Consider the following 21,416-nt stretch of genomic DNA (forward strand, 5'->3'; position numbering starts at 1 on the left):
GTCAGCGGCCTCCTTCGAAGATGGCGATCATTTGGCGCTCCAGTTTCTGCACGTTGGCGATTTCGCGGGCGATGGCGGCGTCGCCTTCGGCGTCGAGGACGTGGATGGTCCATTCGCGGTTGGCCAGGTCGATGTCGGTGACGGTGCCGCCGGGCTGCAGGTTGTAGGCGCAGGTGGCCAGGTACAACACCAGCTCGTTGCTCAGGCGCATGGGCACGCGCAGCACGGCGTTGCGCGGCTGCGGCGCGCGGCGCAGCGACAGCCACGCCACCTTCGCGGACGCCACGAGCAGGTCGAAGAACCACTCGACCATGAACGCGGCGAGCTTCAGCCAGTTCACCCGGTTGCCGCTGCGCGGCACCGGCGGCAGCGGCAGCGCCAGCACGATGAGCAACCCCAGGCCCAGCCCGGCGACGAGGTTGCCCCAGCTGAGCTGGCCCATCAGCAGGATCCACATGAACGTCAGCCACGCCACGGTCAGCGGGCGGAAGCGGTGGGCGACTCCTTGGAGCATTAGCGGGTCACCTCGTTCGATTCAGCGTCCACGGGCTCCGGCACGACCTCGGTGGTCACACCGGTGCTGGTGGGCCCGGCGGGGCGGGACGAGTCCCTGTGTTCCAGAGAGTCCCGGCCGCCGCCGGCGCCGGTCTGTTCGCGGAAGGCGTCGAGGTTGCGTGTGGGGGCCGAAGGGTCGTCGATAAGCACGGCGCTTCTGTAGATGGACAGATCCTGGGCGGATTGCGCGGCGCGGTCCGTGATGTTGGAGATCGGGCCAGCGAGGAACGTGATGCTTGTCGACGCAAGCACCAAGAACGCGGTCGACAAAAGCATGCCGGTGGGCACGCGGCCGACGTCGTCGCGGTCGCCGGAGGAGACGGTTTCGTCGCGCGCGGCCAGATTCGCGGGGCGCGCCAGGACGACGTCGCCTTCGGGGGCGTCGGCCCGGTCGCGCAAGAACCCCTTGGACCAGACGTTCATCATGGCGTACAGGGTGAGCAGCGAGGTGATCACCGCGCCGCCGATGAGCACCCACGCCAGCCAGGAGCCGTCCTCCGCGCCGGCCTGGATGAGCATGACTTTGCCCAGGAAGCCCGACAGTGGCGGGATGCCGCCCAGGTTGAGCGCGGGGATAAAGTAGAGCACCGCAATCACGGGCGCGGTGTAGAGCAGCGAGCCGAGGCGGCGCAGCTGCGCGGAGCCCGCCTGCCGCTCCACCAGGCCCACCACCAGGAACAGGGAGGTCTGCACCAGGATGTGGTGAACCGCATAGAAGATGGCTCCGGACAGGCCAGCCACGGAGCCGAGGGCGATGCCGAAGATCATGTAGCCGATGTGGCTGACCAGGGTAAAGGACATCAGACGTTTGATGTCGTTTTGGGCGATCGCGCCCATCACACCCACGATCATGGTCAAAAGCGCAATGACCATCAGCGTGGAATCCAGGGCGCCGTCGGTGAACACGGTGGAGCGCACGCGGATAAACGCGTAGACGCCCACCTTGGTCAACAGCCCGGCGAACACGGCGGTGACGATGGAGGCAGCGGTGGGGTAGGAGTCCGGCAGCCACGCGTCCAGCGGGAAGATCGCCGCTTTGATGCCGAAGGCCACGATGAAGGTGGCGAAGATGGCGGCGCGGGTGCCGTTGGGCAGCTCCTCCATGCGGATGCCGGCCTGCGCCATGTTCACGGTGCCCACCGACGCGTACACCAGCGCGAGGGCGAACAGGAAGACCATGGACGACGCCATGGAGACCATGACGTAGCCGATGCCGGCGCGCACGCGCTGCGGGGACGCGCCCAGGGTGAGCAGCACGTAGGAGGCCACCAGGAACACCTCGAAGCCGACGTAGAGGTTGAACAGGTCGCCGGCGAGGAAGGACAGGTTCACGCCCATGCTGAGCAGCATGTAGGTGGGCAGGAAGACGGCGACTGGGTCGTCGTCGTCGCCGTCGCGAAGCCCCTGCGAGATGCCGTACCACATCACCGCGAACAGCACGATGGAGGAGACGAACAGCATGATCGAGCTCAGCCGGTCCGCCACCATCGTGATGCCCACCGGCGCGTCCCAGCCGCCCATCTGCACGGTCTGGATGCCGTGGGTGTCGGCGACGATGATCATCACCGCGGCGATCACGGTCAGCGCCGCCAGGGTCCCCAGGGCGATGAAGCGTTGCAGGTTCACGCCGCGGAACAGCACGATCAGCCCGGCGGCGAACGCGGGCAGGATGATCGGCATAACGATCATGTACGGCATCGCGGGCAGCACCCAGTCGGCGAAGGCCATGAAACTATTTCGCATCGTGGCCTCCCTTGACTTCCTTCACCGGGTCCTCGAACGGCTTGGGGCCGAACTCGTCGCCGGAGGGGCTGGCCTTGCCGGTCTGCGCGTCGTCGGACTTGTCGCGGTCCGGGGAGGCGGACTTCGGCCGCGCGGCAATTGCGCGATCCTCCTCGTCCCGCTCCACGATGTCGTCGGTGCGGTAGCGGTACTGGCGGTAGGCCAGGGCGAGCATGAACCCGACCATGGCCATGGAGATCACAATCGCGGTCAGGATCATCGCCTGCGCCAGCGGGTCCGCGCTGTCGGCGGCCGCTTTGGAGTCGCGCCCGATGATCGGCGGGGAGCCGGCGGGCCCGCCGGACTGCAGAAGCAGCAGGTTGGCGCCGTTGCCGATCAGGGTCACGCCCATGATCATGCGGGTCATGGACTTGTCCAGCATCAGATACACGCCGCACGCGATCAGCACGCCGGAGCCGATGAGCAGGAACAGGTTCGCTTCCATTTACTCGCCTCTCCTTTCGCGTTTGCTTATGGACGATCCGCTGGCCGCCGCCGCCCTGCGCTCGTTGTAACGGGCTCTGCGGTTCCTGGACATGAGCCTGCGGCGTTGCTCGTTTTTGGCCTGCAGCTTGCGCGCGCGGTCGCGGGCGCGCTGCTTTCGAGTGTCCTCCTCGCGGTCCAGGTAGGCGCCCATGGAGGCCAGCACGTGCATGATCAGCCCGACGACGATGATGTAGACGCCCGCGTCGAAAATCAGCGCGGACGGCACCGTCACGTCGCCGATCAGCGGCACGTCGAACTCGGCGTACGAGGAGGTCAGCGGCGGCATCCCGAAGAACATCGGGGCGACCGCGGCCGCGGTGGTGAACATGATGCCGATGCCCAGCACCTTGCCCGGGTGCACCGGAAGCGTTTCTTCTGCTTCTCGACGTCCTCCCGCTAGGTACCGCAGCGTCAGCGCAAGCGCGGCGACGAGCCCGCCGGCGAACCCGCCGCCCGGGGCGTTGTGGCCGGAGAAGAAGAAGTAGGCCGACAGCAGCATCATCGAAGGGAAGAGCAGGTGCGTGACCACATCCACCAGGATGGAGCGGTTCTGAGCGGTCTCCGTCTCCACGCCGGAGGCGAGCCAGCGCGCCTTAGTGGTGGACAGGGTGGGCCGGCGCGACTCCGGGTCGAAACGGAAGGTGCCGAAGATCAGGCTGGCGATGCCGGTGGCGGCAACCACCAGCACCAGCGTCTCACCGAACGTGTCGGCCGCGCGCAGGTCCACCAGCAGCACGTTGACGGTGTTGCGGCCGTGGCCGATCTCGTAGGCCAGCTCCGGCATGTACTTGGAAATCGGCTCGGCGACGCGCGCGGACATGGCCGTCATCGCCACCGTGACCACGGAAACACCGGTGCCGATGGCCAGCCAGGCGCGCAGGCGGTTGTCCTCGTTGCGCTGCTCCGTTTCCGTGGGCATCTTGCGCAGCACCAGCATGAACACCACCATCACGATGGTCTCCACCAGCGCCTGCGTCAGCGCCAGGTCCGGCGCGCCGTGCAGCACGAAGATCAGCGCCATGAAGTAGCCGGTCAGGCCCACCAGGATCACGCCGGAGAGGCGGTTGCGCTGCACGGCGGCGAAAAACGCCAGCCCCGCCATGACGGTGACGGCCAGGCCCTGCCAGACGTTGTCCCACACCTGCATCCGGATGTTGTTGGAATCGCCCAGGATCAGCGCGGCCAGCGGCACCACGGCCAGGAAGGTGAAGATGACGGCCAGGTTGATGGTCAGCGAGCCGCGCTGCGTGGACGCCGTCAGCTTCAGCGACCAGCGGCGCAGCGTGTTCATGATGGTGTCCCACACCGCGTTGGCGTCGCCGAGCGCGGGGCGCTCGAACTGCGCCTTGGCCACTACGTCGCGCTGCCAGAACATGATGGCGCCGGCGAAGATGATCACGCCGGAGAGCACCAGCGGCACCGTGAACCCGTGCCACAGCGCAAGGTCCGCGCCTGCAACATCCGGGAAGCGCACGTTGAGGTACTCGTTGATCGGCGCCGACAGCACCGCCGGCGCCACGCCGAAGGCCACGGTGCAGGCGGTGAGCACGGCGGGGGAGAGCCACAGCTTTGGGCTGATGGCGTGCATCTCGCGCACCGCCTCGGATTGCCCGTCCTCCCACGGCTGGCTCTTGGTGGCGAATGCGCCGTAGACGAAGTACAGGGAGTACGCCATGGTGAGGATCGAGCCGGCCACAAGCGCCACGAGGGTGATCTTGCCGGGCATGCCGGTGAGCAGTTCCTCGTGCAGGATGGCGTCCAGCGCCGTCTCCTTCGCCACGAACCCGAACAGCGGCGGGATGCCCGCCATGGAGGCGGCGGAGATGATCGCCAGCGTGGCCAAAAGCGGCTGCTTTCGGCCCAGCCCGGACAGCTCGTGGATGTCGCGGGTGCCGGTGGTGTGGTCGATCGCGCCGACGACCATGAACAGCGTGGCCTTGAACAGCGAGTGTGCGAACGTGATGGCCAACCCCGCCATGGTGGCCTCGCGTGAGCCCACGCCGATGACGGTGGTGATAAAGCCCAGTTGGCTGACGGTGCCGTACGCCAAGATCAGTTTCAGGTCCCGCTGCTTCAGCGCCATCCAGCCGCCCAGCAGCATGGTGAACCCGCCGGTGGACAGCACCACCAGGTGCCAGGTGTTCACCGCGGACAGGTCCGGCGCCAGACGCGCCACCAGGTAAATGCCGGCCTTCACCATGGCCGCGGAGTGCAGGTAGGCCGACACCGGGGTGGGTGCGGCCATCGCGCCGGGCAGCCAGAAGTGCCAGGGAGACTGGGCGGACTTGGTCAGCGCGCCCAGCATGATTAGCACGATGGCGGCGGAGATCGCCGGCGTGTTTTCAATGTCGGTGATCTGGGGGATGTCCGACAGCTTCCAAATCTGTGCCTTGAAGCCCAGCAGGTTGATGCCCACGAGCATGGCCAGCCCGCCGAGGGTGGTCACCATCAGCGCCTGCATGGCGGCCCGTCGAGAAGATGCGCGCTCGCCGTAATAGGACACGAGCATGTAGGACAGCACCGACGTCAACTCCCAGAACACGTACATGAGCAGGAAGTTGTCGGCGATGACCAGGCCGTACATGACCGTGGCGAAAAACGTCAGCTCGAAGCCGAACTTGGCCAGGCGGCGCGGGTTGGAGTCGAAATAGCCCCAACAATAAAACAGCACCAGTGCGCCGATACCCAGGATGATCAGACTGAACAGCCCCGCGAGCGCATCCAGGCGGAATTCCAAGTTGAGGTTTGTGGACGGCATCCACGTGAACGCCGCCTTGACCTCGCCGCCGTCGCGGAATACCCCGGTGGCGAACAGGCGCGCCACCCAAATAAACCCGCCCAGCGGCACCAGCGCGAGTAAGCCGAACGCGGCGCGGCCCACCGTGCGGAGGAGCACAGGGGCGGCCAGCGTGGCGGCGGTGAGCGCGATGAGCAGTTTCAGCACGGGGTGCGCGGCCCTCCTCTGGTCGTGTGCGTGCAGGGCACACCGCGCCTCAAGCGGGGCAGCTCATTGAGTTCACACAGAAAATACTCACTCCAGCGACAACTGGGTATCTACGCGTCAACACCGGTGGCGCGGCCGTTAGAAATTCACTGTAGCGATTTTTGATGCTACTTGCCGTAGCGCTGAAGAAAAGTCGCCTCCGCCACCGCGATGCGCTCGATCTCTGTCGGATCGACCGATTCGTCGACGCCGTGGATGCCGCACATGGGCTCCTCCACGCCGTAGAGTGCGATCTCCGCGTCCGGGAAGGTGTTCTGCAGCGTAATGGTCAGCGGGATGGAGCCGCCGGAGCCGACCACGGACAGCTTGTCGGCGCCGTAGGCCTCCTTGAGGCACTCGCCGAGTGCGGCCACCGCGCCGGCCGACGGATCCGTCGCAAAGGGCTCGTTGACCCCGCTGACCTCAACCTCGACCTTCGCGCCCCACGGGGTGTGGGACTTGATGTGTTCCTCCATCTTCTGCGCGATCTCGGCTGCACTCTGGCCGGCCGGCACGCGCAGGTTGAACTGGGCCTCCGCGCGCGAGTTCACCGCGTTCATCGCTTCGGCCACCGGGGTGGAGGTGAACCCGATCATGGTCACCGCCGGGCGCGCCCAAACCAGGTCGGCGGGGTCGTCGTCCGCGGTGCCGAGCAGCTGCACGCCCTCGAGCACGGTGGCGTCGGCGCGGAAGGACTCGCGGTCGTAAGGGTCGCCGTCCCACTTCGATGTGGTGTCGACGCCGTCGATGGTGGTGCGGCCGTGCTCGTCGAAAAGCGAATTCGCAATCACCACGAGCGCGTGCGCGGCGTCTGGGGCGCCGCCGCCGAAGCTGCCGGAGTGGACCTGGTTCGCCAGCGTCTCCACGGTGACCTTCACCTGCGCGCCGCCGCGCAGCGAGGTGGTCAGCGTAGGCACGCCTGCGGCGACGTTGCCGGAGTCCGCGATGAGGATCGCGTCCGCCTCGAACACCTCCGGCTTTTCCACGATGAGCTTGCCCAGCCCATCCTTGCCGCCGAGCTCCTCCGAGCCCTCGACCACGACCTTCAGGCCCAGGTCAGTGCCGCCGTTTTCCTCCAGCAGGCGCAGTGCCTCCAGGTGCATGGCCAGGTTGCCTTTGCAATCCGCGGCGCCGCGGCCGTGCCAACGGCCGTTCCGCTCCGTCAGCTCGAACGGGCTGTTCGTCCAGGCGTCCGGGTTGTTCGCGGGGACCACGTCGTAGTGGGAGTACAGCAGCACCGTCGGTGCGCCGTTTTTGGGCTCACGCTTGGCGACGATCGTGTCAGCGTCATCCACCGTCGGGTAGCGAGTCACGTCCAGACCAAGATCCTCCAGGGCGTTGACCGTCCAGGCGCAGGCATCCTCGTGCTGGTCCGCCAGCTCAGGCGTGGAGTGCACCGAATTGAAGGAGACCAGCTTGGACAGGTCGTTGAAGATGCGGTCGCGTTGCGGGGTGTACGAGGCGTTTGCTGTGTTGTCAGTCATGGCACCACGCTAGCAGCGTTGGCGGGGCCGGCTCGGCGGAATTTCTGGGCGGTGCCGGGCTAGATGCTTACCCCAGGATGCTTACTGTTCGAGTAACCCCCGGCGTTCTCGCCCGTGCTACTCGAGAAGTAAGCATCCTGCAGTAAGCATCCTCGGGCCGGTAAGCATCTAGCGGTAAGCATCCTCGCCCCGGCATCCTCCACACCCCTTGCGTTCCTTGCACTCAACCCCGTCGAGTGCTAAAAATGTGGCTGGCACTCACGCAAACCGAGTGCCAAACAAACCGATAAAGCGGGTGAGGCTGAGACCACTCGTCAGCCGTGCCGTCGCGGGCGCCTGCTTGCACCGACGACCTGAGTGATCGTCCATGAACGCCTATATATAAGGAGTGACACACTCGCATGGCAAAGATGATTGCATTCGACGAGGAAGCACGTCGCAGCCTCGAAAACGGCCTGAACACCCTGGCTGACGCCGTGAAGGTCACGCTGGGCCCGAAGGGCCGCAACGTGGTGCTGGAGAAGTCCTGGGGTGCCCCGACCATCACCAACGATGGCGTGACCATCGCCAAGGAGATCGACCTCGAGGACCCGTACGAGAAGATCGGCGCCGAGCTGGTCAAGGAAGTTGCCAAGAAGACTGACGACGTCGCCGGCGACGGCACCACCACCGCTACCGTGCTCGCCCAGGCGCTCGTGCGCGAGGGTCTGCGCAACGTCGCTGCTGGCTCCAACCCGATGGGCATCAAGCGCGGCATCCAGGCCGCCACCGACAAGGTGTCCAAATACCTGCTGGACCAGGCCAAGGAAGTTGAGACCCAGGAGGAGATCGCTTCCACCGCCGGTATTTCCGCGTCTGACCCGGAGATCGGCAAGAAGATCGCTGAGGCGATGTACGCCGTGGGCAACGGTGGCGTGAACAAGGAATCCGTGATCACGGTTGAGGAGTCCAACACGTTCGGCGTGGACCTCGAGGTCACCGAGGGTATGCGCTTTGACAAGGGCTTCATCTCCGCATACTTCGCCACCGACATGGAGCGCGGCGAGGCCGTGCTCGAGGACCCGTACATCCTGCTGGTCTCCGGCAAGATCTCCAACGTCAAGGAGCTCGTGCCGGTGCTGGAGCAGGTCATGCAGTCCGGCAAGCCGCTGCTGATCATCGCCGAGGATGTCGAGGGCGAGGCCCTGTCCACCCTCGTGGTGAACAAGATCCGCGGCACCTTCAAGTCTGTGGCTGTGAAGGCGCCGGGCTTCGGTGACCGTCGTAAGGCGATGCTGCAGGACCTTGCAATCCTTACCGGCGGCCAGGTCATCTCCGAGGAGGTCGGCCTGTCGCTGGAGACCGCCGGCATCGAGCTGCTCGGCCAGGCCCGCAAGGTTGTGGTGACCAAGGACGAGACCACCATCGTCCAGGGCGCTGGCGACCAGGCGCAGATCGACGGCCGCGTGAAGCAGATCCGCGCCGAGATCGACAACTCCGACTCCGAGTACGACCGCGAGAAGCTGCAGGAGCGCCTGGCCAAGCTCGCCGGCGGCGTTGCGGTGATCAAGGTCGGCGCCGCCACCGAGGTGGAGCTGAAGGAGCAGAAGCTGCGCATCGAGGACGCTGTGCGCAACGCGAAGGCTGCCGTTGAGGAAGGCATCGTCGCCGGCGGTGGCGTAGCACTGCTGCAGGCAGCCAACGAGCTCGCCGACGACCTCGGCCTGGAGGGCGACGAGGCCACCGGCGTGAAGATCGTCCGCGAGGCCCTGTCCGCCCCGCTGAAGCAGATCGCGCTGAACGCCGGCCTGGAGCCGGGCGTGGTGGCCGACAAGGTTGCCAACCTCCCAGACGGCGAAGGTCTCAACGCCGCCACCGGCGAGTACGTGGACATGCTGGCCAGCGGCATCGCCGATCCGGCCAAGGTGACCCGTTCTGCGCTCCAGAACGCCGCGTCCATCGCCGCGCTGTTCCTCACCACCGAGGCTGTCGTGGCCGACAAGCCGGAGCCGGCTGGTGCTGCGAACCCGGGCATGGACCCGGAAGCTATGGGCATGATGTAAATCAGCCCTAAGGCTCGAAAGCGCGTCCTTCGGGGCGCGCTTTTTTCATGCTTATCGACGTCAGCTCCGCCCCACCCCCGTATTGGTGTAAAAAGTCACAGGGGGACGGTGGTTTTGGGCGTGTACAGATCGTCCTCGCAACCGAATGAGTTACACGTTCCGCGACCAATTCAATTGGTGTTAACTTTCGACCGTCAGTCGGGGCAGGTTATCGGCCCGGTCGCGAAAAGGTTACGTTTCGGTGAACGCATACCAGCTTAAAGCTGCCTGTGTGGTGCAAATCCTATTTTGAGAATGCGCTTGACGTAGCTGGTCGATGTGGCAAAATTCCTCCTGTGACGCCCACCGGGTGTCAGTACCTGTCAAGTTTTGCCAGACAATCACTGGCACCTATCGAAAAGGGGAAATCAATGCCTTTCGATCTCAAGTCCGCTAAGAAGGCTCTGGACCAGTTCGCAACCTTCGCGAAGAACCTCTCCAAGCTCTTCACCAAGACCCCGAAGACCCTCCTGGACTTCGCTACCAAGGTCGCGCCGGCTAAGTAAGCCTTCACCTCACTCGACACAAACTTTTCTAAAGGAGAATCATCATGGAAGCATTGACCAACTGGGTTGCACTGTCCTCCGGCACCGGCGCCAACGGCATCACCAAGGTTCCGGGCGCTCTCGTTGAGCTGCTGGGCAACCTCGGCGAGCTGGCTGAGGCTGTCTCCAAGCTGATCGGCCTGGTCGCGTAACTGTAACGCGCATAGCCGAAGGTCCCGTCGCAAAGCGGCGGGGCCTTTTTGTATTCCTGCATACCTGAGCAGACCTCGCCCGCGCCGAATACACTGAGAGTCATGGCTGACAATAAAGACGACGAACTGCCGATGATCGACCTCGCCGAGACCGAGGGCTGGGTCGTCGACGACACCGACGAGGACGATCCCGTCCTGCTCATGCCGGACGGCACCGCCATTCAGACATGGCGCGAGAATTACCCCTACGACGAGCGTCTTTCTCGCGACGACTACGAGAAGGAAAAGCGCGCCCTGCAGATTGAGCTGCTGAAGTGGCAGAACTGGACCAAGGACACCGGCCAGCGCCACATCATCCTCTTCGAGGGCCGTGACGCGGCCGGCAAAGGCGGCACCATCAAGCGCTTCAACGAGCACCTCAACCCACGCGGTGCACGCACCGTGGCGCTGGAGAAGCCGTCGCCGCGGGAGTCCACCTCCTGGTACTTCCAGCGTTACATCGAGCACTTCCCGGCCGCCGGAGAGATCGTCTTCTTCGACCGCTCCTGGTACAACCGCTCCGGCGTGGAGCGCGTCATGGGCTTCTGCACCGAGTCCCAGCACGCCGAGTTCCTGCGCGAGGTGCCGATGCTGGAGAACATGATCCTCGGCTCCGGCATCTCCCTGACCAAGTTCTGGTTCTCCGTGACCCAGAAGGAGCAGCGCACCCGCTTCGCCATCCGCCAGGTGGACCCGGTGCGTCAGTGGAAGCTCTCGCCGATGGACCTGGCGTCCCTGGATAAGTGGGAGGACTACACCCGCGCCAAGGAGGAGCAGTTCCGCTACACCGACACGGACGAGTCGCCGTGGATCACCATTAAGTCCAACGACAAGAAGCGCGCCCGCCTCAACGCGATGCGCTACATCTTGTCCAAGTTCGAGTACACGAACAAGGACCACGAGGTTGTCGGCGAGCCGGATCCGCTCATTGTGAAGCGCGGCCGCGACCAGATCGGCGACTAGGGGCTTATCGCTTTTCGACGCCCGGCTGATTCCGTCAGCCGGGCGTTTTGCTGTCTATCCGTGGGGGCGGCTGCCCAAAGGTTTCGAAGAGCGGATTTCGAAAACCATGGAAATTGGGCTGATCCTCGAAAGGTGGAACTCGAAATCTTCAGTGTGGTCAGCGGGTAGTGACGGAAAACACGTTGGCGGCGAGGGTGCGTGCGGAGAGCTTTTCGCTTTCGCACCAAGGCCCTGACATGAGTTGCATAATCTTTTAACGTGCGGAAACGGGTTGGACAACGCGAAGGCTGGGGAAAGGCTGTGGGCAGGCAGTGTGTCCAACTTTTAAACGCTGGTTTCGCTGTGTTTTCATCCTGACGTTTACCGCGTAGCATCCATGACGCAATAAATAGGTTCACAATGATCCGAGGATGCATGTCCCAGACTGTCCACCCCACATCCAGCCGCCGCCAGCATGGCGCAGTGGCGGTTTGGGCAGCGCTGATTCTTGCCGCGCTGACGCTTGTCGCGGGTGTCGTGTCCCCGGGAGTGCAGCAGGCGGAGGCCCAAACTACCTCAAATGACGGCGTGAACTTTGGGGACTGCTCGTTCCGCAGAGGTACGGGAGTTGCCGAGACATGGGCCAACCAGATGTGCTGGCTGGATGTTTCGGATTTGACCACACCGGGCGCAAAGACGAAGAGGGTGGGCGATTACACCATCACCTTCAACCTCGGGATTGAAACGAAAAACACCAGCACCCGGTTCACCGCCAATTCCAACCCCAGCTGGTCCGGCACGGCATTCGCTAAAACGAACACCGGGTTCTTCGAGCGGTACCCAAGCTCGACGTCGCAGGACATTCTGCAGATGGAAGGTGCGGGTGACCCGTTCGCCCGTTTCACACTGTCGGACATTGTGGTGAAGCGAAACGGGGTGGCCGATCCGCTCGCGTCGTACCGCTTCGCCGTGGTGGACGGCGAGTCCACCGGTGCCGGCGGAGACGGCGAGATGATCAGCGTCGACGGCGGAACAGTGGGGCAGGCGGTCCGTCTCACCCCGCCGAACGCGAAAGATGCCTGCACCGGCGGCAGGGACCCGCAGTTCGGTCCCGGGAACGAGCCGAAAAACTGGGGCAGCATGTCCGACGGCCGCTCCCGCGGGTTCGTGTGCTTCTCCCGCTCAAGCGGCACGTACGGCACGTGGGTGGTTGGCGTTGACAACCCGAAGACGCTGCAGGTCAGCATGGGTTCCAACAGCACCGGAACGCAGGGCGTGGCTATCGGCATCGCGCTGAGCCGCATCGCCTTCGACAAAGAAGGCTCCGCCACGGTGCAGAACGCCTTTGAAAAGGTGGCGGACCCCACCGCGCGAACTGCCAGCTACTCGGCGTTTTTGCAGGACGGCTCCAACCGCACCACGTTATCCACCCCGGCGGGTGGTTCGACCACGGCGCTTCGCCGCGTCGGATCCGACGGCGTCCCACTTGACCAGCTGGGCTACACCTCCACGCTCGACCCGGCAGACCGCGCGTTCGACCGCTACGACCCAGTGTGGAAGTGCACCCTCACCTCGGGCGGAACTACAAGCGACACGTATCTGATCCGAAAGGGAACCGTCCCCGCTGGTTTCACGCTCTCAGAAAACCCGAAGACCGGAACGTCCACGCTGTTGATCCCCGCGGCCGAAACTCGAGTGCCAAACTGCTCGGTCACCTGGGAATCCCGGTTCAAACCAGCCAAGCTCAACCTCGCCAAAACGGTTGACGGCAATGCCGCAAACTTCGCGGAAAACAGCCTGCAGAAGTACACGCTGCACTACAAGTGCACTGTGCCCACGGGGTTCGAAACTGCATATCCAAGCGTCAAGCTCGAAGACGACGTTGTTGTGGAAAAGGGGCGCTCCGCCAGCGTGGACAACCTGCCCCAGGGCAGCACCTGCACCATCACGGAGAAGGTCCCGGCGCCGCCTGCCGGAACGAAACTCACCCTGTCGTGGAACGGCACGGCTGCGCCGTCCGCTTCGGCACCGGTGACGGTCCAGCTGCCAACCACGGCGGCTGCTCCCACAGCTATCGGCTCGGCAAACGCCAACAACTCCTACACGTACACGCCGGGCAAGCTCGTCTTCAGCAAGACGATCGTCGGCGACCCGGTCACAGACGGCAAGGTTGGCGGGACCTACCGCTTCAACCTGACGTGCGCCGGGACCAACATCAGCCGAGAATTCACGCTGGATCTGACCCAGGCGAAGCCGTCCAACTCCATCACCTTGGACAACATCCCGGTGGAGCGGGACTGCTCGATCACGCCGCTGACGGACCTCACCGAGGAGCAGCGAAAGACCATCGAGTTCACCGGCCGCGATTCCCAGCTCGCCGGCGCGCCGCTGAACCCGTCGGGCGCGGAATACCACTTCACGCTCCACGAAGGCACGACGCCGGAGCTCCACTTCACCACGAGCTACGCCTACCTCACGTTCCCCCTGCACATCCGGAACCAGGTCAACGGTCTCGCCGCTGGCGACCCCGATGTGGCCAAGCTGACCTACACGGTGCACTACCGGTGCGAGGTCGCCGGCCACCCGGCGAAGGAAGGGACCGTCACACTAACCGGCTCCGACGGTGAAGCGGTTGTCGAGGGCGTGCCAGCCAGCGCCGCGTGCAAGGTGTGGGAGGACGAACCCGGCGAAACCGCGAACACGAAGTTCGTCGGTGCGCAGGTCAGCGCGTCCAACGCTGGCGACCAAGTGACCACGTTGACCAACGCGGAGGCGAAGAACCGGGCCATTTACACCATCCGGCCGGTTTCCGGCACGGACCGCAACCTGGTCACTGTGATCAACACCTTCGACCCGAAGCTGGGCACGGTGCAGCTGAACAAGGTGGTCAACTCCACCGTCACGGGCAAGCTCCCCAGCACGTACGCGTTCTCGTTCCGCTGCGGGACGCGCAATGTTGCCACGGGCGTGGCGGGGCAGTCCCGTTCCGTGGAGCTCACCGGCCGCGCCACCGTCGCGGCGAACGGCACCGTCACGCTGAAGGCGGACGACGCCGCGGCAAACGACCTCGGCGGTAGTATGGGAGTGCCTTACGGCAACACGTGCACCTTCACGGAGGAGACCCCGCAGGTCGCGGGCGGGATCCTGTTCAGCACGGACGCGCAGAGCATCACCCCGACGATCTCCCAGGACACCACCACTGCCACGGTGACCAACACGTTCGCTCCGGCGGGCAATGGGTTGACGGTCAATTTGCGCACTGGTGGTCGGACGACGCTGGCGCCATCGTCGTTAAGCTATGAGCTCACCTGCGACAATGGCTTCACCGACCGCTTTGACCTCGCACCCGGCGGAAGCGCCGAGTTCACTGCCGGGCAGGTGCCGCAGGGCACGCAATGCACGCTCGCGGAAAGCGGCGACAGCGCGACCCGGACAACGAAGGACGGGCGGCAGTACCCGATCAGCAGCACGTCCGAGTATCTCTACGCCGCTGACGCTGGTGGCAGCAAGGATGTGGGGGCGAATGGGCAGTTCACCATCGGCAAGCAGTCCACCATGGACGTGCACCACGAGTACGACCTGATCCAGGCGCCGGTGCAGGGAACCAAGGAAGTGCGGTTCAACGACCCGAACAACCTGATCTCGCAGCCGCGCCGGGACATCAAGACCAACCGCGTGTTCCCGGTGACCTTGACGTGCACCAACCCAGACGGCACGGAAGGCCCGCGCCTGTCCACCACGGTGCAGCAGGGCCAGGCGCCCGGCGGCACGACAGCGGCGGTCGGCTCCAGCTGTACTGCCACCGAGGGGGAGACCTCCACCGCGGTGGGCATCACGTTGGACAAGTCCATGGCGGTCAACGGTGCGCAGGTAAACGGCGGCTCCGCCGACTTCGTCGTCAGCGACGGCGGCACGACGCTGCTGTTCATCAACACCTACTCCCGCCGAGTCACCCAGATTCAGCTGGACAAGAAAGCGATCCTGCCCACCGACAGCATCCGCACCCAGTACGCGAATGCCGGAAAGGACCTGCAGGACGCGCTGTACAACCACTCGTTCACCCTCGTGTGCCGCGACCCGGAGACGGGTGACACCGCGGTGCTGCAGGAGCAGCAGAAGTCCATCAAGGGTGAGGGCACTGCGCTTTTCGACGGCGTCCCGGTCGGCGCCGACTGCCAACTCACCGGCGACAAGTTCGGCTCCCTCGCCCTGGCGATGAACGACGGGCAGGACGACCTGAAAGCGTTCTTGCGCCCGGCCTTTGTGGATTGGGTTGTGGACCGCGAAGGCGGTAACGCCTACCCGGACCAGAAGCTGGACAACGACACGACCACGTCGCCGGTGTTCCTCACCGTGGACGACCCGGCGAAGAACCACGTCCGCCTGGACAACCATTACGAGTACGAAACCTCCGAGGTGCGCCTGAGCAAGGAGCTCGCCGGAGCGGCGGGCAACCTCGACGAGATCCCGGACGATTACACGTTCAACTTCGCGCTGCAGTGCAAGGCGATCGGCTATCAGACCAGCTCGGTGGGCGAGACCTCCTTCATCCCGGAGAAGCTGCGCCCGGCAGATGGCTACGTCATCCCGGCGAGCATCCGCAAGGGCGACTTCAGTAACAGCGCGTTCGTCTCCGGCGAGGCGAAGGTCCCCGCCGGGTCGTTGTGCACGTTCAACGAGCAGGATGCGGCCAACGTGCCGGAGGCGCTGACCATCGCCCCGGAGCAGAAGGTCGTGCGCGGCTACGCCCCCAACCCGGGCGAAACCGCGCCGGCGGACCTCCACTTCGTGAACAAGGTGGAGCGGCGCACCACCCCGGTGCGTCTGGCGGTGTTCAACTCCGGCTACCTCGTCGGCGCGGACGAGGCGGGCTACACCGCGCAGCTGCGTTGCGACGACCCCGCGCAGACCGTCGTGACCAGGCAGTTCCCGCTGACCGCCCTGTCCGGATCGGAGATGCCCCGCAGTTTCGAAGCCCCGGCGGGCGGGCAGGTCGTGGACCTGCCGGTGGGGGCGAACTGCACTCTCGACTTCACCGGCAGCGCGGCGCTCGCCGCTCGCGGCCAGCTCGAGGTGACCGACGGCGCACGCACCCCGCTGGCGCAGTACGCCACGTGGGGGAGCGGGTCGCCCGCGCTGCCCACCGGCTCGCTGTCCAACCTCGCCCCGGACGAGGTGAACGGCTCCGACAAGGCGTACTCGTACACCTTCGCCACCGCGGCGAACCTGCCGTCGGCGGAGACCGCGCTGACCGTCGGCGCGGACATCTACCACCCGCGCGCCCACTACGACGTCGCGTTCACCAAGACTGCCGCCGGCCCGAACTCCGGCACGTTCACGTTCCACCAGTCGTGTTCGTCGCGGAGCGAGGAGTTCCAGCTGCACGCCGGCGAGACGCACACCATCGCGGACGTGCCGGTGGACAGCGACTGCGCCGTGGACGAGATCGACGACGGCAACCCGGACGCCGTGTCGGTGTTCCAGGTGGTCTCCAACGGTGAATTGATCACGCCGCTCAAGGGCGACACCGATTCGGTGCTGTTCACCGCGCAGCCGGTCTCCGACCCGACAGACCTCGCCCGCTCCGGCGACCGCTGGTCGCTCACCGCGAAGAACACCTTCCCAGGCGTGAAGGTGCAGAAGCTTATCGACGGCACCCCGCTGGGCCAGCTCACCGGCGACGCCTTCGGCACCACGCTGCTGCGCCACGACGCCACGTCCATGCAGATGACCTACACCGTGACCAACACCGGCGAGTTCCCGCTGAAGGACTTCACGGTGACGGACCCGTCGCTCGCCGGCCTGGACGTCACCCGCGGCGGGGTGGTTACGCGCATCGGCGACGACGGCGCCGTGCCGGACAGCATCTGCCCGACCACCGAGCTGGCCGCCGGCGAGGACTTCTCCTGCACCTTCAACGTCTCCATCCCGGCAAGCGCCAACGAGACCTGGCGCTACCCGGCCGAGGGCGACGCCGCGGTGACCGTCACCGCCGCCGCGAACGCTGGCGGGGCGACCCAGACGGTGGCGGCGAAGGATGCGCAGGGGGCGTTGAAACCTTCGGCGTCGATAAGCATGCTGCTCCCCGAAACCGGCGAGCAGACCCTCGTGCTGTTCCTGCTGCTCGGCCTGGTCCTGTTCGGCTGGGGCGCATGGCGGGTCAGCCGGCGCGACGAGCGCGCGGAAGGCGGTGAGCTCGTTGAGATGTAGAAAATTCGCCCGCTACAAGCGGACGGTGTACGGGCTTTCCTAAACCGGCACACGTAATTCCGAAAACCAACTCCACACACCCACCCACTCCCAGAAAGGGATTCTGAACCATGTCGAACCTGACCAAGAAAACCTTCGCGCTGGCCGCCGCGGCCGCGTTCGCAACCGCCACCCCGCTCGCCGTCGCCCCGGACCTCGCGCCGGTTGCCATCGCGCAGCAGGCCAACAACGCTATCGATGCGTCGAAGCCGGTGAGCCTGACCATTTCCAAGCAGGACAACACCCCGGGCCAGGACCAGAAAGCCATCTCAGGCACCGAGTTCAAGGTCGAGCGCATCAAGATGACCAACGGCCTGGACACCGCAAAGGGCTGGGAAGAGGCCAACGAGATCGTCGAAGGCGGCGCGACTGCCGCGACCGTTGATGAGACCATCGGCACCAAGGCCACCGGTTCCGACGGCACCGTCAAATTCGACAACCTCGAGGTCGGCCTGTACCGCGTCACCGAGCTGGTCAACGGCGACTACACCGTCGCCGCACCGTTCCTGGTCACCCTCCCGCTGACGGAGGAGGACGGCACGATCAACTACAACCCGACGATCACGCCGAAGAACCAGCTGATCAACCCGACCAAGGCCGTCTCCGACACCAACAAGAACGTCGGCGACACCGTCACCTACACCGTCAAGGCCCCGGTCCCGGCCGGTGACGTGCTGCAGGACGGATCTCGCACCATCTCCGACTACCGCATCGAGGACCAGGTGCCCGAAGCATTCACGCTTGACGACGGCTCCGCCGAGGTCACCCTCCTGAACAGCACTGAAACCCTGGCCGAGGGTGACTACACCGTCACCTACGAAAACAACCGCCTCGTGGTGAAGTTCACTGACGCTGGCCGCACGAAGTTGGCGAACCTGCGCAAGGACAACCCGGAGCTGCAGGTCCAGGTTGTCTTCGGCGCCACCGTGAAGACGATCCCTGCGAACGGCACCGTGGTCAACACCGCCGAGGTGTTCGTGCCTAACCGCAAGGAGCCGATCAAGTCCGTGCCGGAGCGGGAGAAGATCGACGGCGACAAGAAGACCAACGACACCAAGACCCAGTACGTGAACGTGCAGTTTTCCAAGACGGTCAACGACAAGAACAAGGACAACGAGAAGACCGGCGCCGGTGCCGAGTTCCAGGTTGTGCCGTGCGCGGACGGCAAGGTCTCCAATGACGCTGTGGCGCTCAACGCTGCGAACGCGGCCGGTGACGCCAAGACCGGCAACACCTTCACCACTGTCGGCGGCGACGACTCCACCCCGGCGTCCGTGACCGCGTTTGCGCTCCAGTTCGACCCGGAGACCGAGTACTGCGCCGTGGAGACCAAGGCGCCTGAGGGCTTCCTGCTCAACCCGGAGCCGCAGAAGCTTGTCAAGGGCGAGGATGTGAACGGTCGTCCGGTGTACACCGTGACCACCAACGACGTGACGGACAACATCTGGGGCCGCCTGCCCGCGACCGGTGAGCGCACCATGCTCTACATCCTCGCGCTCGGCCTCGTGCTGTTCGGTGGCGGCGCTGCGTACCAGCTGAGCCGCCGCAACGCCTAGTACGCGCAAATGGTGAATCACCGATGGTGAATATGCCCGGAATTGGCGCATTTTCACCATCCGCCGTTCACCATCTGCGGCCCCCGCAAGCCCCCACCATGACAAGGAAGGACATAATGCACTCACGCACGGCACCCAGGCTCGCCGCCGCGCTCGCCGCTGCCTTCCTTGCCTGCGCGCCCGCCGCATCGGCAGCAGACCTCCGGGTCGATCTGAGCGAGAGCGTCGGTGCGGACTGGTTCGCGCGCATCGGGGACCGCGATGTGGAGCTGTTGCTTATAGACGACCTCCGGCCCACCCCCGATACCCTCCAATCCCTGGACATCCCGGCGATCACACGCGACCACCCCGAGCGCCTGCGCAAGGTGGACACCAATGCGTCGAAGGAAGGCACCGCCACCTTCACGGGCCTTGACTCTGGCGTGTACCTGGTGCGGGTGGCGGACAACCCCGGCACGCAGGACGCGCGGGTGTCCTACGCCCCGTTCGTGGTGGCGGTGACCCCGGACAAGCCGGGGCAGGTGGTGGCGCCGAAGGCGCAGGAGCTGGGGATTAGCGTGGACCCGCTGACAGCGTGCAACACCCCGGAGTGGCGCGACGCTGCGGCGCCGGGGACGTACGTGGAGTACGACTTCGTCTCCACCGTGCCGAACGTGTCCACCGACGGCACGCTGAATCAGTACACGCTGACCTTGGATTTTTCCCGCGGCCACACCGTGCAGTGGGACGACGACGGGCCCCGCAGCGTGGTGGCGCGAGGCGAGCAGGCGCTGCGCTTCGACGCAGTGGCGGCGGCCACCTCGAAGCAGGCGCCGGGCACGGCCCGCAAGGACCAGCCGGTGGATAAGCTGCAAGCCCCGCGCCTGACCATTCACGGGGCGGGCGAGAGCACCGAGCTGAAACGCGGCGAGGACTACAACGAGCAACAGCAGGGCAACGACGAGGCGACCTTCACCCTGACCAGTGCGGGCCTGGCCAAGCTAGCCCGCGCGAAGTCGCTGGATCCGGCCACCACGGTGGAAACCTGGGTGCCGGCGAAGGCGAACGACAAGAAGCCGTGGGGCAGCGGCCCGGTGCGCAACGCCACGCTCGGGGACCTCGAAGCCACCGCGACGCTGACGGCGGACGGCATGGACGCCACCCGCGCGCCCGTGACAGTCGAGCACGTCAACCACATCAACGTGGTCCAGCGCGGCAAGTGCTTCGACGCTGCCGCGGCAACCACCACCGTCACCGACGACGAACAAAGCACTGAGACCGAGACCGAAACCCAAACCCAGACCAGTTCGGCCCCCTCCGACGCCACCGTCACCGAGGTGGTCACCCGGGAGACCACGCGTGCGGACGGGTCCACGGCCACTGTGACTGAAACCGTGGTGAGGGAAGATGAGGGAGACGGGACGCCGTCGATAGGCGAGCGTGTTGGCAACCTCGCATATACCGGCGCGGGCGTCATCGGCATCACTGGCGTGGCGGTGCTGTTGATCATCCTCGGACTGATTCTGCGCAGGCGTAATGGCGAAGAAGAGTAAACGCGGCAGCAACGTCGTCTCCTGGATCGTGCTGATCCTGGGGGCGCTGCTGTTGCTGTACCCGATCGCGTCTACGCTGTCCGCGCAGTACCGGCAGATCAAGCAGAACGAAGAGTACGCGGGCGCGGTGCAGGAGCTCAGCGACGACACCAAGGCCCGCGAGCTCGCCCGCGCCCACGAGTACAACGACCGGCTGCTGGCTGCTGGCCCTCACGCGCGCGCTCCGCGTGACGAGGACCCCGGCTTCGACGACTACATGTCCCAGCTGACCCTGCCGGAGAGCTACCACGTGATGGCGCGCGTGCGCATCCCGCGCATCAACGTGGACCTGCCCGTGTACCACACCACCAGGGCGGACGTACTTTACGACGGCGCCGGCCACATGTACGGCTCCACCCTGCCCGTCGGCGGCGACGGCACCAACGCGGTGATCTCCGCGCACACCGGCATGGTCAACGCGGCGATGTTTGACCAGCTGCCCATGCTCAAGCCCGGCGACGACATTTTCATCGACGTGCTCGGTGAGCGCCTGCGCTACCGCATGACGTCGCGCGAGGTGGTCAAGCCCGACGATTACGACGCCGTGACCTACGAGCCCGGCAAAGACAAAATCACCCTAATCACCTGCACCCCGTACGGGCTCAACACCGATCGCCTGCTCGTCCACGCTGAGCGAGCTCCCCTGGATCCCACGACGCCAGAGCCCACCGTGGATGCCTTTGTGTGGTCCTGGTGGATGATCGCGGTGCTGCTGCTTGTTTTGCTGGTGCTCCTGCTGATTCTGTGGAAGCGCTGGCGGGACCGGCGGAAGAACCAACGCGGACGCGGCCCGATCGGTAACTAGGCAGCGGTGCGGTCCGAGTTCGCGCTGCGGGACCTCTCAGGTGGCGCTAGTTTTTGACGCATGATCTCCCGCCGTGCACTCGTCGTCGCCACCACTACCGCCCTCGCCATCGTCGTCCCGTTCGCCGCTCCCGCTGGCGCCGCCCAGCCGGAAGCCTTCCCCGAGTCCACCCGTCCGTACCTGTAC

General features: G+C 65.4%; 13 protein-coding genes. 8 read left to right on the forward strand and 5 right to left on the reverse strand.

The window, feature by feature from the left end; translation table 11 throughout:
* Position 1 precedes the first annotated feature (1 nt).
* From ACF3NP_RS11995 to ACF3NP_RS12015, 5 genes are all read right to left on the reverse strand, one after another.
* Positions 2 to 514 (reverse strand): Na+/H+ antiporter subunit E, encoded by a 513-nt coding sequence (locus tag ACF3NP_RS11995; protein WP_181889121.1) that lies wholly within the window; start codon positions 512 to 514, stop codon positions 2 to 4.
* The gene (locus ACF3NP_RS12000; RefSeq protein WP_181889120.1) at positions 514 to 2,298 is read right to left on the reverse strand and encodes a Na+/H+ antiporter subunit D; all 1,785 of its coding nucleotides are present in this window, start codon (positions 2,296 to 2,298) and stop codon (positions 514 to 516) included. The genes ACF3NP_RS11995 and ACF3NP_RS12000 overlap by 1 nt, the downstream gene beginning before the upstream one ends.
* On the reverse strand, positions 2,288 to 2,782 hold the full coding sequence (locus ACF3NP_RS12005; RefSeq protein ID WP_181889119.1) for a Na(+)/H(+) antiporter subunit C: 495 nt from the start codon (positions 2,780 to 2,782) through the stop codon (positions 2,288 to 2,290). Before ACF3NP_RS12005 ends, ACF3NP_RS12000 begins: the two co-directional genes overlap by 11 nt.
* A complete protein-coding gene (locus ACF3NP_RS12010; RefSeq protein WP_181889118.1) occupies positions 2,783 to 5,767 on the reverse strand; it encodes a Na+/H+ antiporter subunit A in 2,985 nt (994 codons plus the stop codon).
* Between the two features lie 167 nt (positions 5,768 to 5,934).
* The gene (locus ACF3NP_RS12015) at positions 5,935 to 7,290 is read right to left on the reverse strand and encodes a dipeptidase (protein WP_181889117.1); all 1,356 of its coding nucleotides are present in this window, start codon (positions 7,288 to 7,290) and stop codon (positions 5,935 to 5,937) included.
* Between the two features lie 401 nt (positions 7,291 to 7,691).
* Here ACF3NP_RS12015 and groL point away from each other — a divergent pair, with 401 nt between their 5' ends.
* The 8 genes from groL (at position 7,692) to ACF3NP_RS12055 (ending at position 21,230) form a co-directional block, all read left to right on the forward strand.
* Entirely contained in the window at positions 7,692 to 9,332 is a 1,641-nt protein-coding gene (groL, locus tag ACF3NP_RS12020; protein ID WP_181889116.1) for a chaperonin GroEL, read from the forward strand.
* A 410-nt stretch (positions 9,333 to 9,742) separates the two neighbouring features.
* Positions 9,743 to 9,877 (forward strand): hypothetical protein, encoded by a 135-nt coding sequence (locus ACF3NP_RS12025; protein WP_269511991.1) that lies wholly within the window; start codon positions 9,743 to 9,745, stop codon positions 9,875 to 9,877.
* Positions 9,878 to 9,921: 44 nt separating this feature from the next.
* The gene (locus tag ACF3NP_RS12030) at positions 9,922 to 10,068 is read left to right on the forward strand and encodes a hypothetical protein (RefSeq protein ID WP_181889115.1); all 147 of its coding nucleotides are present in this window, start codon (positions 9,922 to 9,924) and stop codon (positions 10,066 to 10,068) included.
* A 102-nt stretch (positions 10,069 to 10,170) separates the two neighbouring features.
* Entirely contained in the window at positions 10,171 to 11,070 is a 900-nt protein-coding gene (ppk2, locus tag ACF3NP_RS12035) for a polyphosphate kinase 2 (protein ID WP_181889114.1), read from the forward strand.
* A gap of 414 nt (positions 11,071 to 11,484) precedes the next feature.
* Positions 11,485 to 17,259 (forward strand): DUF5979 domain-containing protein, encoded by a 5,775-nt coding sequence (locus ACF3NP_RS12040; protein ID WP_181889113.1) that lies wholly within the window; start codon positions 11,485 to 11,487, stop codon positions 17,257 to 17,259.
* A 110-nt stretch (positions 17,260 to 17,369) separates the two neighbouring features.
* Complete coding sequence (locus tag ACF3NP_RS12045) at positions 17,370 to 18,854, forward strand: SpaH/EbpB family LPXTG-anchored major pilin (protein ID WP_392398741.1); 1,485 nt, start codon at positions 17,370 to 17,372, stop codon at positions 18,852 to 18,854.
* Positions 18,855 to 18,970: 116 nt separating this feature from the next.
* The gene (locus ACF3NP_RS12050) at positions 18,971 to 20,386 is read left to right on the forward strand and encodes an isopeptide-forming domain-containing protein (protein ID WP_181889111.1); all 1,416 of its coding nucleotides are present in this window, start codon (positions 18,971 to 18,973) and stop codon (positions 20,384 to 20,386) included.
* The gene (locus ACF3NP_RS12055) at positions 20,370 to 21,230 is read left to right on the forward strand and encodes a class C sortase (protein WP_181889110.1); all 861 of its coding nucleotides are present in this window, start codon (positions 20,370 to 20,372) and stop codon (positions 21,228 to 21,230) included. Before ACF3NP_RS12050 ends, ACF3NP_RS12055 begins: the two co-directional genes overlap by 17 nt.
* Positions 21,231 to 21,416: the final 186 nt, after the last annotated feature.

The organism is Corynebacterium lehmanniae, assembly GCF_043161975.1.
Taxonomy (GTDB): Bacteria; Actinomycetota; Actinomycetes; order Mycobacteriales; family Mycobacteriaceae; genus Corynebacterium; species Corynebacterium lehmanniae.

Coding starts and splice junctions, on each gene's coding strand:
- ACF3NP_RS12025 (WP_269511991.1), top strand. CDS start 9,743: ATGCCTTTCGATCTCAAGTCCGCTAAGAAGGCTCTGGACCAGTTCGCA.
- ACF3NP_RS12030 (WP_181889115.1), top strand. CDS start 9,922: ATGGAAGCATTGACCAACTGGGTTGCACTGTCCTCCGGCACCGGCGCC.
- groL (WP_181889116.1), top strand. CDS start 7,692: ATGGCAAAGATGATTGCATTCGACGAGGAAGCACGTCGCAGCCTCGAA.
- ACF3NP_RS12050 (WP_181889111.1), top strand. CDS start 18,971: ATGCACTCACGCACGGCACCCAGGCTCGCCGCCGCGCTCGCCGCTGCC.
- ACF3NP_RS12005 (WP_181889119.1), bottom strand. CDS start 2,782: ATGGAAGCGAACCTGTTCCTGCTCATCGGCTCCGGCGTGCTGATCGCG.
- ACF3NP_RS12055 (WP_181889110.1), top strand. CDS start 20,370: ATGGCGAAGAAGAGTAAACGCGGCAGCAACGTCGTCTCCTGGATCGTG.
- ACF3NP_RS11995 (WP_181889121.1), bottom strand. CDS start 514: ATGCTCCAAGGAGTCGCCCACCGCTTCCGCCCGCTGACCGTGGCGTGG.
- ACF3NP_RS12015 (WP_181889117.1), bottom strand. CDS start 7,290: ATGACTGACAACACAGCAAACGCCTCGTACACCCCGCAACGCGACCGC.
- ACF3NP_RS12000 (WP_181889120.1), bottom strand. CDS start 2,298: ATGCGAAATAGTTTCATGGCCTTCGCCGACTGGGTGCTGCCCGCGATG.
- ACF3NP_RS12040 (WP_181889113.1), top strand. CDS start 11,485: ATGTCCCAGACTGTCCACCCCACATCCAGCCGCCGCCAGCATGGCGCA.
- ACF3NP_RS12045 (WP_392398741.1), top strand. CDS start 17,370: ATGTCGAACCTGACCAAGAAAACCTTCGCGCTGGCCGCCGCGGCCGCG.
- ppk2 (WP_181889114.1), top strand. CDS start 10,171: ATGGCTGACAATAAAGACGACGAACTGCCGATGATCGACCTCGCCGAG.